Raw genomic sequence first — 13,758 nt, forward strand, 5'->3', positions numbered from 1 at the left:
CGGACAGTGATCCCGACCTGGTGGGACCCGCCGCTCTCTGGCACCGCCTGATCGCTCGAGACGACGTCCACCTGTGGAAGCGCGACGATCTCCGCCCGGTCCTGGTGGAACGCATGCCCCAGGTCGTCGAGGATCCCGACGCCGCGGCCGACGGCATGATCCCGGCCGTGCGCTCCTACCTCACCTTCCTCTCCGACACGGGCCGGCTGGTGAAGGGCTCCGACAGCCTCGACGACCTGCTCGACGAGCTCGACGCGGTCGAGGACGACTTCGTCGAGGCGATGGAGGAGGTCCTCGGCGAGCGCGACTGGGACGAGGAAGAGGAAGACCTCGACGAGGAGGAGGTGGAGGGCCTCGGCGACTTCGAGCCCTTCGCCGACGAGCTCGCCGACCTCCCGACCATCCGCCTGCGCCCCGACGCCGAGCTGGCCTCGGCCGCCCGCGAGGTGCCGCTGATCTTCAAGGCCCGTGACCTGGCGGTCTGGGTGGGCAAATCGCGCAAGGTCGGCGAGGACACCCTGCTGAGCGACGAGGAGATCCGCCAGGCCCTGGCCGTCGTCGGGCTTTCCGAGCCCGCCGAGGAGCCGCTCGCCCACGAGGTCCCCGCTCTGTGGAACCTCTGGAATCTCGCCGTCGACCTGGAGTTCCTCACCCCCGACGGGGAGGACACCGTCAGCGTCGACGAGGACACCGCAGCCTGGCCGTTCGAGAACGACGAGGACGTCCTCGACGCCTGGATGCTCGGCCTGCACTCGGTCGACTACGGCGACCCCGAGCTCGACGACGACGATCTGACCCTCGCCCTGTCCGGGCTCACCCGCGCGCTGCTGATCAGGCTGCTGGTCGCGGGCGGCGAGCGCCCGGTCGACGACCTGCGCGAGGAGCTGGCCGAGGCCGCCGCCGAGTTCGACGACCTCGGCGCCACCGCGTGGGCCGAGGCCGGCGACCCGCTCGCCCCCGTCCTCGAGTGGCTGTCCGGCTTCGGCATGGTGACCGTGTCCGACGACCAGGTACGGCTCACGCCGCTCGGCACCGAAGGCGTGGTCCACCTGCTGGACGACGACGACATCGAGGTGGACGCGCGCCCCGCGATCGACGCGATGACCGCACTCGACCTCCTGTCGTTCAGCGCCGACCTGCCCGAGGAGGAGGCGGACTCCGAGTTCGCCGCCTGGATGAAGCTGCGCCAGCCCGCCACGGCCGCCGAGGAGCTGCTGGAGGCCGCCGCGGAGGACGAGGCGGACGCGCTCATCAGGGTCCAGGCGGCCAGCCTTGTGGGGTCCCTCGGGCCCGTCGCCGTCCCGGCCTGGCAGGAGGCGCTCAACGAGCCGTCACTGCGGCCGTACGCCGCGACGCACCTCGCCCAGCTCGGCGTCGAGGACGCGCCGGAGCCAAGCCAGAGCGACACGCACTGGCTGATCCTCGACATGTGGACGATCTCGGCGGGCCTGGGCCGGCCCGAGTTCGTCAGCAGCCTGCACGACATCGGCCCCTCGCCGGTGCTGAGCAGCCTGCTCGAAGTGATCTGGAAGGTGCCCCACCCGCACGTCGAGGAGCTGCTGGAGGCCATCAGCGAGGCCCACCCCGACAAGCAGGTGGCCAAGGCGGCCAAGCGCGCCCTGTTCAAGGTGCGTTCTGGAGGAGCCGGCCGCGAGTAGCCTCGCCCACCGCCCGGGTAGCGGGTGCGTCGCCGCCGGACGGTGACGCACCCGATGTTTTTGCGATGAACACGAAAAAACCCTCGGAAGTATTACTCCCGAGGGTTCCCGATCTGTAGCCCCGACCGGATTCGAACCGGCGCTACCGCCTTGAGAGGGCGGCGTCCTAGGCCACTAGACGACGGAGCCAGGTTGCTGCATGACCTGGGTGGCAGTGTGGTAGTCCCGACCGGATTCGAACCGGCGTTACCGCCTTGAGAGGGCGGCGTCCTAGGCCACTAGACGACGGGACCTTGCCACTGCCTGCCGGAACCGGATTCTGAACCGACGGAGGCGCCCCTGCGGACGCCTTGGCAACGGGCGTAACTCTACCGCACCCTCCAGACCACGGCCAAACCGATTCCCCGGCCCCCGCACGGTTCACGCCCCCGGGCCTGGTCCGGCCGGGCCGAGAAGCCCTCGGCGATACGTCTCGGCGACGGCGGAGGCCCGATCACGGACGTCGAGCATGGCTCCTCGGTGGCGTGTCCTTGAGCAGGTAGCCGATCGCGCCGGCCTCCAGGGCGGGGAAGACGTCGCCGTCGGCGTCGAACGTGGTCAGCACCCGCGGGGGGCACAAGGCTGACGCCCGGCAACCGCTTCGACGTGCGCACCGTGCGCGCCGGCCACGCGCCCAAACAAAAACGCCTATGCCTTCGTGAAGGCATAGGCGCTGCACAGGAAAACCTGCTGGGGTACCAGGACTCGAACCTAGACTAGCTGAACCAGAATCAGCCGGGCTGCCAATTACCCCATACCCCATTGCTCGCGGCCCGCTTGTTGCCAGGCTCGCTTGCGACTCCGAAAGAATAGCCCAGCTTGGGGGCCAAGACCAAAACGATTGCCGAAGCGGCGGATCACCCCTGGTGAGCCCTGTATCCGGCCCGGTGGCGGCCGATCCCCGGTTAGGAGTGCCGAGCACCGGCCCGGCTGTGTAACGCTGCAAGGAAGAGCCTTTGCCACGTGAGGAGCCCGCGCGTTGACCGAGAACCCCTTCTTCGTCCCGAGTGCCCTGCCCTACGAGCTGCCGCCGTTCGCGGAGATCCGCGAGGAGCACTACGCGCCGGCCTTCGAACGCGGCATGGCCGAGCAGCTCGCGGAGGTCGAGGCCATCGCCGGCAGCGCCGATCCGCCGACCTTCGACAACACGGTGGCCGCGCTCGAACGGTCGGGCAAGATCCTTCACCGCGTCTCCACGGTGTTCTTCAACCAGGCCTCCTCGGACACCAACCCGGCCGTCCAGGCGATCCAGAAGGACGTCACCCCCAAGCTCGCCCAGCACAGCGACGCGATCCACCTCAACACGCGGCTCTTCCCCCGGATCAAGGCGATCTCCGCCGGCGAGCTGGACCCCGAGCAGAAGTGGCTGCTGGAGCGCTACGTCACCGACTTCGTCCGCGCGGGCGCCGAGCTGGGCTCCGCGGACCAGGAGCGGCTCAGGAGCCTCAACGAGGAGCTGTCCACCCTCTCGACCCAGTTCGAGCAGAACCTGCTGGCCGACACCAACGCCTCGGCGATCGTGGTCGAGGACGCCGCCGAGCTCGACGGGCTGTCCGACGACGCGATCAGGGCCGCCGCCGAGACCGCCAAGTCGCGCGGGCTCGAGGGCAAGTACGTCCTCACGCTCGTGCTGCCCAGCGGCCAGCCCGTACTGACCGAGCTCAACAACCGCGAACTACGCGAGCGCATCCACAAGGCGTCCACCGAGAGGGGCCTTCGCGACAACGCCGAGCTGGTCGTCCGCATGGCAAGGCTCAGGGCCGAGCGGGCGGCGCTCCTCGGCTACGCCAGCCACGCCGCGTACGTCGTCGCCGACCAGACCGCGCCCGGCACCGAGGCCGTCACCGAGATGCTCGGCAAGCTCACCCCGGCCGCCGTGGCGAACGCCCACCGGGAGGCGGGCGAGCTGCGCGAGACGGCCGGCTTCGACATCGCGGCCTGGGACTGGTCCTTCTACGCCGAGAAGGTGCGCGAGGCCCGCTACGCGATCGACAGCCGGCAGATGCGGCCGTACTTCGAGCTGAACCGGGTGCTGCGCGACGGGGTGTTCCACGCGGCGGGCAAGCTGTACGGGCTGAGCTTCAGCGAGCGCTCCGATCTGGTGGGATACCACCCCGACGTGCGGGTCTTCGAGGTGTCGGACGAGAACGGCTCGCCGCTCGGCCTGTTCCTCGGCGACTTCTACGCCAGGGAGTCCAAGCGCGGCGGCGCGTGGATGAACAGCCTGGTCAAGCAGTCGGACCTCGAAGGAACGCGGCCCGTGGTGGTCAACAACCTCAACATCGTCAAGCCGCCACCCGGCGAGCCGACGCTCATGACCTTCGACCAGGTCAACACGATGTTCCACGAGTTCGGGCACGCGCTGCACGGGCTGTTCTCCGCCGTCCAGTTCCCCCGCTTCTCGGGCACGGCGGTGCCGCGCGACTTCGTCGAGTACCCGTCGCAGGTCAACGAGATGTGGGCGGTCTGGCCCGAGGTGCTGGCCAACTACGCCCGCCACCACGAGACCGGCGAGCCGATGCCGCAGGACCTGGTCGACCGGATGCTGGAGGCGCAGAAGTTCAACCAGGGCTTCGAGACGGTGGAGTACCTCGCCGCCACCCTGCTCGACTGGGCGTGGCACACCCTCGACAGCGAGCCGGGGGACGACCCCGAGGAGTTCGAGAGGCGGGCGCTGCGCGAGGCCAACGTCGACCTGCCGCTGGTGCCGCCGCGCTACCGCAGCACGTACTTCGCCCACATCTGGGCCGGCGGCTACAGCGCGGGCTACTACTCCTACATCTGGAGCGAGATCCTGGACGCCGACACCGTGGAGTGGTTCAAGGAGAACGGCGGCCTGTCCAGGGAGAACGGCGACACCTTCCGCCGCGAGCTGCTCTCCAAGGGCGGCAGCGTGGACGCCATGACGGCCTTCAGGAGCTTCCGCGGCCGCGACCCACGCCTGGAGCCCCTGCTGGAGCGCCGCGGTCTTCTGTAGGCCCTTCGAAGCCGGGCGGCGTTCACCAGCGTGCCGCGGCGGAGCGGACGGCCGTCTCCGCCGCGGGCATGGGTGTGCGGCCTCTCAGGCCTGGGTCTGTCCCTGGAGCTTCGCCAGGGCCGTGCGCAGCCGCTCCAGGGCCTTCTCGCGGCCCAGCACCTCGATCGACTCGAACAGCGGAAGCCCCACCGTGCGGCCGGTGATCGCGACGCGGACCGGTGCCTGGGCCTTGCCGAGCTTCAGCCCGTGCTCGGTGCCGACCTCCTCAAGCGCGGCCTTCAGCGACTCGGGGTCGAAGGAGACGGTCTCCAGCCGCGCGAGGTAGCCGGTCAAGATGTACTCGGCGCCGGGCTTCATCGCCTTGTCCCAGCTCGCCTGGTCGAAGACCGGCTCGTCCAGGAAGAGGAAGTCGACGTTGGCCGTGATCTCGGACAGCACCGCGATACGCGTCTGGGCCAGCGGCGCGACCTTGGCGAAGGTCTCGCGGCCCCAGCTCTCGTCGAGCCAGGGCTCGCAGCGCCTGATGAAGACCTCGACCGGTAGCGCCCGGATGTACTCCCCGTTGAACGCCCGCAGCTTCTTCTCGTCGAAGAACGCCGGGGAGGGGTTCACGTCGGAGAGCTTGAACAGCGGCACCATCTCGGACCACGGCATGATCTCACGGTCGTCCCCGGGCCCCCAGCCGAGCAGCATGAGGTAGTTGACCATGGCCTCGGGAAGGTAGCCCTCGTCGCGGTAGGACTCCAGCGCCACCTTGTCGCGGCGCTTGGAGAGCTTCTGCCGCTTCTCGTTGACGATGACGGGCACGTGCGCCCACGTCGGCGGGGTCACGCCGAGCGCCTCCCACAGCAACTGCTGCTTGGGGGTGTTCGACAGGTGCTCCTCGGCGCGGACGACGTGCGTGATCCGCATCTCGATGTCGTCGACCACGTTGGCGAGGACGAACAGCGGGGATCCGTCGCCCCGGGCGATGACGAAGTCCTCGATGGCCTGGTTCGGGAACTCCACCCGGCCGCGGACCAGGTCGTCGATGACGGTCACGCTCTTGTCGGGCGTGCGGAAGCGTACCGCCCCCTCGGAGAGCCCGCGGTCGCGGCAGAACCCGTCGTACCCCTGGTGCTCCGACCCCGTGCGCGCCTTGACGTCGTCACGGGTGCAGGTGCAGTGGTACGCCTTGCCGTCCGCGACCAGCTTGGCCGCGGCGGCGCGGTGCTGCTCCTCGTACGCCGACTGGAAGTACGGCCCCTCGAAGTGCGGGGAGTCGCCGTTGATGCCGATCCAGGCGAGGGCCGACATGATGCCCTCGGTCCACTCGGGACGGTTGCGCGCGGCGTCGGTGTCCTCCACCCGCAGGACGAACCGGCCGCCCGACTGCTCGGCGAGCGCCCAGTTGAACAGCGCCGAACGGGCGCCGCCCACGTGGAACATCCCGGTCGGGGACGGAGCGAAACGCACCCTCATGGAGGGCTCGGCCTGGAGATCAGTCACGGGGAACCACCCGGTTCGTGAGAGTGCCGATGCCTTCGATGCCCACACTGACCTCGTCGCCGTCATCGAGCGGGCCGACCCCCTCCGGCGTGCCGGTGAGGATCACGTCGCCCGGGATGAGGGTCATGACTTCGGTGATGTAGGCGATCAGCTTCGGGATGTCGTGGATGAGCTGGGATGTGCGCGCGCTCTGCTTGAGCTCGCCGTTCACGGTGGTCGTGATCGCAAGGTCGGAGGGGTCGAGCTCAGTCTGGATCCACGGGCCGAGCGGGCAGAACGTGTCGAAGCCCTTGGCTCTGGTCCACTGCCCGTCCTTCCGCTGGAGGTCACGGGCGGTGACGTCGTTCGCGCAGGTGTATCCGAAGATGACCTCGTGGGCCCGCTGGACCGGCACCTCGCGGCAGAGGCGGCCGATCACCACGGCCAACTCGCCCTCGTAGTCGACCCGCTCGGAGAGCTTGTGGGGGTACATGATCGCCTCGCCGTGGCCGATCACCGACGTGGACGGCTTGCTGAAGATCAGCGGCTCGGCCGGGGGCTCGCCGCCCATCTCGCGGGCATGCTCGGCGTAGTTCTTGCCGATCGCGATGACCTTGCTCGGCAGCATCGGCGTCACGAGGCGCACTTCCTGGAGCGGATAACGCTCGCCGGTGAACTGGATCTCGCCGAACGGGTGCCCGGCGACCCGGGAGACGAACTCCTCACCGTGAGCGCCCTCGACCACGCCGAACGCGACACCTTCACCTGTGGAGAACCTTGCGATACGCACCCCACAAGGCTAGTGCCGCCCGCCGACCCGCAAGGACACCACCGTGGGCGGACGTCAGCCCTCGGCAGGCTCCTCCGGCTCGGGACCCGCGCCCGGCCGGCCGCCGCGCCCGGCGTACCGCTGCCTGAAGCGCTCCACCCGGCCGGCGGTGTCCATCACGCGGCTGCGGCCGGTGTAGAACGGATGGCTCGCCGAGGAGACGTCCACGTCGACGACGGGGTACACCTTGCCGTCCGACCACTCGATGGTCTTGTCGCTCCGGATGGTCGAGCGGGTGAGGATGGCGAAGTTCGCGCTCGGGTCGCGGAAGACGACCGGGTGGTAATCGGGATGGATGCCCTTCTTCATGGCCACCGCCCTCCGGGAAATCTACGGGTACCACGCATATTTCCCCAGCTTACGCTCGGTATCGGTGGCGGGACGGGCGGGAGCCGTACGGGCGAGGGCATGTGATCGTAGGGTGGCGTTACCGGGCTCGGAACCGTCCACGGCGGCCGGGCGAGGAGTACGAGCACGCCTGACGAGGAGTGGACATGTCTGTTGTGAAGATCAACGCGCTGACCGTCCCGGCCGAGATGCGCGAGGCGCTTGAACACCGCTTCGGTAACCGCGCCGGGATGGTCGAGTCGTCCGACGGCTTCGAGTGGTTCGAGCTGCTCAGGCCCGTCGAGGGCACCGACCGCTATCTCGTGTACACGCGCTGGCGCAGCGAGGAGGACTTCCAGCGCTGGCAGGAGAGCCAGGCGTTCCAGGCCGGCCACGCGCGCGCGGCGGCCGAGGCGCGGGGCGAGGCGCAGGGCGAGGGCCACGGGCACGGCCAGGCGGCGGGCCAGGGGCACGGCCACGGCCAGGGCCCGGCCGCGACGGGCTCCGAGCTGTGGTCCTTCGAGGTCGTGCAGAGCGCCGGCCGCAAGTGACACCGTCCGTACGGAGAGACGGGCCTGCCGCGCGTCCGTACGGAGACGCGGGCGCACGCCAGCGTACGTGAGGCGGGCTCCGGTCAGGTGGTGGTGGCGCGGGTGAAGCGGGCGGCCCAGTCGCGGAGGTGGCCGACCAGCTCGGGCGGGTGGGATCACCTCGAACTCCGCGCCCACCACGCCCCGCTCCGCGGTGCTGCGCGGGTCGCCGAGGCGGTCGAGCCGGAAGATGCGCCAGTCGTGGCGGGTCAGGTCGTAGGCGACCAGGTACCAGCGACGGCCCAGTGAGACCAGCCGGTGGGGCTCGACATGGCGGTCGGCCAGCTCTCCCCCGCGCGCCTTGTACGAAAAGCGCAGCCGTTCCTCGTCCTGGCAGGCCTGGGCTACGGCGGTCAGCACCCCTGCGCCCGGAACCTGGGAATCACCTGGGGTTCCGGCATCTGCTTGTTAACGATGTGGCCGACGAGGCTCATGCGACTTGACCTATTTGGTGGGATTCGGTGAACATGATCCGCCCCCACTATGGTCACGGAAGGAACTGGCGTGCGCCGCCGCACACGAGCTCTCGGTCTTCTCCTCACCCTCCTCCTGACCGGCGGCGGGATCACCCAGGCGGCTCCGGCCGTCGCCGGACGCCTCGACACGACGGCGGCCGTGAAGCCCAGCGCGGAGTGCCAGGGCGACTGGCTGCCCGCCACGCCGACCTCCGCCCAGGTCATGTCGGGAGAGGTCCAGTTCCTCGACCTCCCGCCCGTCAAGATCGGTAAGACGATCAACTGGCGCTGGAGCCCATACAAGAACCGCTCCTGGGACATGGTCTTCTCCTCGCTCCGCTGGGTCGGCCGGCTCGTCGCCGACTACGAGACCTCCGGGGAGGAGAGCTACCTCAAGCGCGCGACCGAGCTGGTCAAGAGCTGGGTGGAGAGCAACCCGCGCGGCAGCTCCAGCGCGAGCCAGTACGCCTGGGCCGAGCACCCCATCGCACTGCGCGCCCCTGTGCTCGTGTGCCTGAGCAGGCACGTCAAGGCGTCGTGGCTCACCAGCAGCCTCGCCGACCACGCCAAGATGCTGTCGAACCCGGCCCTGTACGAGAAGGGCCACAACCACGGCATGGACCAGGACATAGCGCTACTGCGCATCGGCTGCCGTACCGGGCACAAGGAGTGGACCGACCTCGCCATCCGGCGCATCACCGGGTCGGTGAAGCTCGACATCGACTCGCAGGGCGCGCTCCAGGAACAGGCTCCGCGCTACGGCATCTACGTCCACGAGCGGCTGAAGGTCGGGATGGAGGCCATCACCGACTGCGGGCGCAAGGTGCCGTCCGACCTTGAGAAGCGCTGGGAGTCGCTGGAGGCGTACATCACCCACGCCACCGAGCCGAACGGCTTGATGGTGCCGATCGGGGACGGCGGCGCCGACGTCAAGCCCTCGGGGTACAAGCACTCCAAGAAGACCGTGGAGGTCTTCCGGGCGGGGTACGCCTTCGGCCGTACGGCGTGGGACAAGCCCGAGTCGGCGTACTACTCGATCCGGTTCGGCCCGGCCCTGAAGTTCCACGGGCACGAGGACCACATGGGCGTGACCTACTACGCGCAGGGCCACGACGTTCTGGTGGAGGCCGGTTTCCATTCCTATGAGAAGACCGCCTACCGCTACTGGACGATGTCCCCGGAGGCGCACAACGTTCCGGTCGTCGTCGGCAAGCCGTTCCGGGGTCGTACGGCCACGTCGCTGACCCACTCCTCGATCAAGGACGACCGGCAGTCGTACAAGCTCACCGACAAGGCCTACGGCGTGAGCCGTACCCGCTCGGTGCTGGTCAACCACGGTGACGACCTGATGGCGGTGCTCGACACCGTGCCGTCCGGCGCGCAGGCGCGGAGCTACTGGCACCTCGACCCGGCGCTCACTCCGGTGTCCACCAGCGGCGGCCAGGTCGTGGTGAAGGACAAGTCGGGGTGGAAGGCCACGCTCGTGCAGCTGGCGATGCCGTCGTGCAAGCCGATCTCCGGCCAGTCGGTCGTGCGCGGCAAGACGAACCCGTACCAGGGCTGGGTGTCACCGTCCTACATGGGGAAGGTGCCCGCCTCGGTGGTGGTCTCCCCCGCCGCGGGCGCCCTGCTCACCCTTGTCGTCCCGGGCACCGACAAGCCCGACATCACCTGCTCCGGCACCCGCGTCAAGGTCGAGACCTCCGACGGCGAGACCTCCTTCCGAGCAAGCTCCGGAAACCTGTCGTAGAACCGGCGCCTGGATCGGTCACTCCTGCTTGGCGTGGATCAGGAGACGGTGGGACTCCTGGATGCCTTCCGGGAGGTCGTCCGGTGAGAACCACCGCGCTTCCAGGATCTCGAAGGAGTCGATGGTGATCGTGCCGCCGGTCGCCTCGGCCTCGTACGCCACTTCGACCCGCAGGTTGAAGCCGCTCTTGAGGTGGGCGAGCCTCCCGACACGGACGTGCAAGCCCGCCTCTTCGCGTACCTCGCGGACGATCGTGTCCTCGAAGGTCTCGCCCTTGCCGGCATAGCCGCTCGGCAGCCCCCACTGCCTGCCCTCCGGCCAGAACCGGTGCTTGAGCAAGAGCACGTTGCCGTCGACGTCCCTCACGACCCCGGTGACCCCGACCATGAACTTGGCATGCCGGATCCACAGAATCCACCACTGAAGCGGCCCCTGCAAAAGCCGCCAGACCCGGACGATCAGCTTTTTCACGCTCATTCCTTCGGTGGACGGGTGCGATCCCCTTACCCAGGGACCAGTGTTCCCCAGCTGGACGTCCGGACCTGTCTTCCGGCCTCGGTGAGGCCGTCGCGAGTTATCCGGTGTCGTAGGGGTCGGGGTGGACCATGTGGACGCGGCCCGAGGGGGTGGACCAAGCCAGGATGCCTGGCTCCGATTGGGTGAGGGTCCAGCCTTCGGCCTGCTTGAGCCGATGGTGCCGTCGGCAGAGCGGAGCCAGGTTGCACGGGCAAGTGGGACCACCCTGGTCGTGGGCCAGGGTGTGATCGAGGTCGCAGCGTGAGGCCGGTCTGCGGCAGTGCGGGAATCGGCAACTACGATCTCGAGCGTTGATCAGCTCTCGCAGCGTCACTCCGGGCCGGTAGCGGGTCTCGCCGTGATGGACGGCCTCCCCACCCTGGTCCGTGACGGTCCAGCAGACCTTGACGCCGGTGCGGATGCCGCCGTCGGCGATCTGGCGGGCGATGTCGGATACCAGCGAGCCATACCTGCCCAGCTCACCCGGCGTCTCCGCCAACCCGAGCAACGTGTCGAGCCCGACAACCAGATGCGGAACGCCCAGGTAGCGGGTCGCGGTTTCCAGCAGTCCCTCAGCAGTGGGGACCGCTTCTTGGCCGGCAGAGGGAGTCGCCCGGTACCCATCAGTGGCGGGTTCCTCCACAACGCGGACGTGACCGCCCGGCTGGTCGTGCTGATCCAGGACATCCGTCTCGTCGGGGGCCGGGACGTCGGCGTCCTCGGCGGGCGGCGCCTGGGCGGGGATGCCGTCCGCCTCCGGCTCACCGATCCAGACCAGGGGATCGTGCTCGTGGCGGGCGTCGGAGTGCACCACCGAGTCGGCCACGGTTGACGAGCCGGGATGAAGCCGGCCCAGCTGCAGCGCCAGGAACACATCGCAGCGCAGTTGGTCCATCGTGCGGGAATCCCCGGCGTGCTTGGCGGCACGGGCGATCGCGTCCACCCGGTTGTAGGCGGCGGTCGCCGGACCCGCCGGCAGGCCGATCCCGAAGATCTCCGCGGTGCCCTGGCCGTCGTTACGGAACTCCACCCGCCGTGACCGCTCGGAAGCCCTGCGCCGAGCGGCGGCCTCGTCGGCCGCGACCTTGTCGACGGTGGCGGCGACCAGCCTGCGCAACTTGGCGGTGGTCAGTGACCCGGCCTGCTGGAGGATCGCCTTCTCCACACGGTGGCACGCCGCGTCGGAAAGCCCCTTGACGCCCTCGACGATCACTCGCATGCGCGGCTCGTCAAGCGTTCCCTCCGCGAGGCATCGCAGTATGCCCGGAAGCCGGTCTCGCAACGTCGCCGCCGTTTCGACCAACGCCGAGGCCGACCACTCGGTAAGGGTCAACCCCAAGCTCAGCTCGGCTTCCAACCACTCGCGCCATGCCGCGCCGTAGCGCTCATCGGCGGCATATCGATCGGCCAGCAGATTGACCAGCTCAAGCTCACGCGACTTCACCCACGAGGCCAGCCGCCGCCATGCCTCGATCACGTCCATCAGCTCATGCCGGGGCAGCGCGTCGGCATCCAGGGCTTGCAACGCCGCCGCCAAGGCTGCCCCTGACAGGCTGCGGCTTGGTGGCCCTCCGTGCCGCACGGCCTCCTCAGGGAAGCCGGGCTGATCGTCGGAGGTCGCCGGAGTCGAGCCGGGTGAGGGATCCGAGCCTGCGATGGCCGGCCCGATCGGACGCGACTGGCAGGGCACGGCGTGGATCGGGCGGGGCGCGTCAGCGGGATTCGAACCGCCCGGCATCACCGCGGAGATCTGCCCGCTCATCACCGTCATACCCCGCACCTCCCCAGCTGGATCGAACACCTTCCCGCAGATTAACGACCCCCTCCGACAGTTCTCCCGAACACCCAACCTCTTTTAGATCAGGAGTTCCAATTACTTCCGCAGGCTAACCAACTAAAATATTGGATATCGGAATATCGGGGTCCCGGGAATGGGCATCGGTACCCCCAGGGGATCACGGTCCAGGGCCGGCACACCCAAGTGAGGGACCGCGAACGCCGTACAGCCCAGCTCACTCTGAGAACGAATCGGGTCGCGCGGGCCGTCCGGCCGGACGGCGGCTCAGCCCTCGAAGGCGGGGTAGCCGGGCAGCGGCGGCACGTCCCAGCCGCCCGCCACGTCCCTGAGGAGCAGGCGCATGGTCTCCGCGAGCGCCGGGAACTCCACCAGCGTGCTCGCCATCTCCCAGCGATGCCTGAGCAACTGGCGCCGGGTGGGAACCGGCCGCCTGATGGAGTGCATCGGCCCGTCCTCGGCCGTCCGCGACAGCAGCCGTACCGTGCCGTCCACCGTCCAGACGGCGATGGCCCGGCGCATCCCGTCCCGCCACACCGTGTCGTCGGCCAGCGCCGGGTGCAGGGCGATGACCTCCGCCCGGTAGGCCCGCTCGATCTCCTCGGCCAGCACGGGCGGCAGGGCGAAGACGCACCAGCAGCTCGAGAAGGGCATCCGGCAGTACGCGGCGGTCATGAAGACCGACTGGTAGCAGGCGCTCTCGAAGTCGATCAGCCGCAGGCCGTCCGGGGTGATCAGGTTGTTGTCGGGGCAGGTGTCGCCCGGGGTGAAGGCGGGGTACTCCTCCCCGCCCGCCGTACCGATCCGCGCCAGCTCGTCGCCCAGGCCCGGCGGGACGGCGATCCCGGCCTCGGAGAGCAGGGTGAGCAGCGTGGCCGCGTTCCGCGCGATCCACGGATCGTCCCCCTTGGAGGGCATGCCCTTGTCATAGGTGGCCCACCACTGCGCGAGATCGGCGCGCCGGTGCCCGGCCTCGACGGCGATGCTGCCGAGTCCCCGGGCCCAGGCCAGCAGGCCGGCCACCGCGGCGTACGGATCATCGCCCAGCAGCACGTCGGCCAGCGTCGGCATGGCGCCGAGATCGGCCATCACCAGGAGCCGGGCCGAGGGGTCCACCGCCAGGAGCTCGGGGCCGGCCACTCGCAGTGAGAGCCCTGCCGCCTCCGCAGTGAAGCCGCGCAGCTCGTCCGGCTCGGTGCCAAACGCCTTGACGATCACGCTGGAACCCCCGGAGGTGCGGCACCGCAGGACGATGCTGCGCGAGCTGCCCCCCAAGTCGGCCGGATCGTGCAGCTCAGCACCGATCGCCTTGCCCGCGGCGCGCAGGATCGCATCCATATCGGGCATCGTGACAT

The 13,758-nt window shown here is 69.3% G+C and carries 10 protein-coding genes, 3 tRNA genes and 2 pseudogenes; 4 read left to right on the forward strand and 11 right to left on the reverse strand.

Annotation, left to right across the window (positions count from 1 at the left end; genetic code table 11):
• Positions 1–20 precede the first annotated feature (20 nt).
• On the forward strand, positions 21–1,658 hold the full coding sequence (locus tag AB0O34_RS01745) for a hypothetical protein (protein WP_363911470.1): 1,638 nt from the start codon (positions 21–23) through the stop codon (positions 1,656–1,658).
• 116 nt (positions 1,659–1,774) lie between these two features.
• Here the strand turns inward: AB0O34_RS01745 and AB0O34_RS01750 are convergent.
• From AB0O34_RS01750 to AB0O34_RS01765, 4 genes and pseudogenes are all read right to left on the reverse strand, one after another.
• Positions 1,775–1,847: transfer RNA gene (locus AB0O34_RS01750), tRNA-Glu, on the reverse strand.
• A gap of 28 nt (positions 1,848–1,875) precedes the next feature.
• A tRNA-Glu gene (locus AB0O34_RS01755) sits at positions 1,876–1,951 on the reverse strand.
• 224 nt (positions 1,952–2,175) lie between these two features.
• Positions 2,176–2,271: pseudogene (locus tag AB0O34_RS01760) on the reverse strand (DNA-binding response regulator); the annotation flags it as partial.
• Between the two features lie 116 nt (positions 2,272–2,387).
• A tRNA-Gln gene (locus tag AB0O34_RS01765) sits at positions 2,388–2,459 on the reverse strand.
• Positions 2,460–2,676: 217 nt separating this feature from the next.
• Here AB0O34_RS01765 and AB0O34_RS01770 point away from each other — a divergent pair.
• The gene (locus tag AB0O34_RS01770) at positions 2,677–4,674 is read left to right on the forward strand and encodes a M3 family metallopeptidase (protein ID WP_363911472.1); all 1,998 of its coding nucleotides are present in this window, start codon (positions 2,677–2,679) and stop codon (positions 4,672–4,674) included.
• Between the two features lie 84 nt (positions 4,675–4,758).
• Here the strand turns inward: AB0O34_RS01770 and gltX are convergent, their stop codons facing one another.
• From gltX to AB0O34_RS01785, 3 genes are read right to left on the reverse strand one after another with little or no spacing between them, the layout of a single operon-like run.
• Positions 4,759–6,135 carry a glutamate--tRNA ligase gene (gene gltX, locus AB0O34_RS01775; RefSeq protein WP_363911593.1) on the reverse strand — a complete coding sequence of 459 codons (1,377 nt, stop codon included), beginning with the start codon at positions 6,133–6,135 and terminating at the stop codon, positions 4,759–4,761.
• A gap of 19 nt (positions 6,136–6,154) precedes the next feature.
• Positions 6,155–6,931, reverse strand: coding sequence for a fumarylacetoacetate hydrolase family protein (locus AB0O34_RS01780; protein ID WP_363911474.1), 777 nt, complete (start codon positions 6,929–6,931; stop codon positions 6,155–6,157).
• Positions 6,932–6,985: 54 nt separating this feature from the next.
• A complete protein-coding gene (locus AB0O34_RS01785; protein ID WP_363911476.1) occupies positions 6,986–7,279 on the reverse strand; it encodes a type B 50S ribosomal protein L31 in 294 nt (97 codons plus the stop codon).
• Positions 7,280–7,464: 185 nt separating this feature from the next.
• Between AB0O34_RS01785 and AB0O34_RS01790 the strand changes: the two genes are divergently transcribed.
• Complete coding sequence (locus AB0O34_RS01790; protein WP_363911478.1) at positions 7,465–7,848, forward strand: antibiotic biosynthesis monooxygenase; 384 nt, start codon at positions 7,465–7,467, stop codon at positions 7,846–7,848.
• A 210-nt stretch (positions 7,849–8,058) separates the two neighbouring features.
• Here AB0O34_RS01790 and AB0O34_RS01795 read toward each other — a convergent pair.
• A pseudogene (locus AB0O34_RS01795) lies at positions 8,059–8,244 on the reverse strand (WYL domain-containing protein); the annotation flags it as partial.
• A gap of 147 nt (positions 8,245–8,391) precedes the next feature.
• Between AB0O34_RS01795 and AB0O34_RS01800 the strand changes: the two are divergent.
• Positions 8,392–10,092 (forward strand): heparinase II/III family protein, encoded by a 1,701-nt coding sequence (locus tag AB0O34_RS01800; protein WP_363911480.1) that lies wholly within the window; start codon positions 8,392–8,394, stop codon positions 10,090–10,092.
• Positions 10,093–10,110: 18 nt separating this feature from the next.
• Here the strand turns inward: AB0O34_RS01800 and AB0O34_RS01805 are convergent, their stop codons facing one another.
• The 3 genes from AB0O34_RS01805 to AB0O34_RS01815 form a co-directional block, all read right to left on the reverse strand.
• Positions 10,111–10,563: an NUDIX domain-containing protein gene (locus tag AB0O34_RS01805; protein ID WP_363911482.1), complete on the reverse strand. Its 453-nt coding sequence runs from the start codon at positions 10,561–10,563 to the stop codon at positions 10,111–10,113.
• 103 nt (positions 10,564–10,666) lie between these two features.
• Positions 10,667–12,379: a DUF222 domain-containing protein gene (locus tag AB0O34_RS01810; protein ID WP_363911484.1), complete on the reverse strand. Its 1,713-nt coding sequence runs from the start codon at positions 12,377–12,379 to the stop codon at positions 10,667–10,669.
• Positions 12,380–12,670: 291 nt separating this feature from the next.
• Positions 12,671–13,750 (reverse strand): hypothetical protein, encoded by a 1,080-nt coding sequence (locus AB0O34_RS01815; protein WP_363911486.1) that lies wholly within the window; start codon positions 13,748–13,750, stop codon positions 12,671–12,673.
• Between the last annotated feature and the right edge of the window lie 8 nt (positions 13,751–13,758).

Origin of the sequence: Sphaerisporangium sp. NPDC088356 (genome assembly GCF_040685555.1) — a bacterium.
In the GTDB taxonomy this organism is placed as follows: Bacteria; Actinomycetota; Actinomycetes; order Streptosporangiales; family Streptosporangiaceae; genus Sphaerisporangium.

What these genes read in the sequence shown, in the direction of transcription:
- gltX (WP_363911593.1), bottom strand. Translation starts at nt 6,135, where the DNA reads ATGAGGGTGCGTTTCGCTCCGTCCCCGACCGGGATGTTCCACGTGGGC.
- AB0O34_RS01785 (WP_363911476.1), bottom strand. Translation starts at nt 7,279, where the DNA reads ATGAAGAAGGGCATCCATCCCGATTACCACCCGGTCGTCTTCCGCGAC.
- AB0O34_RS01790 (WP_363911478.1), top strand. Translation starts at nt 7,465, where the DNA reads ATGTCTGTTGTGAAGATCAACGCGCTGACCGTCCCGGCCGAGATGCGC.
- AB0O34_RS01810 (WP_363911484.1), bottom strand. Translation starts at nt 12,379, where the DNA reads ATGACGGTGATGAGCGGGCAGATCTCCGCGGTGATGCCGGGCGGTTCG.
- AB0O34_RS01815 (WP_363911486.1), bottom strand. Translation starts at nt 13,750, where the DNA reads ATGCCCGATATGGATGCGATCCTGCGCGCCGCGGGCAAGGCGATCGGT.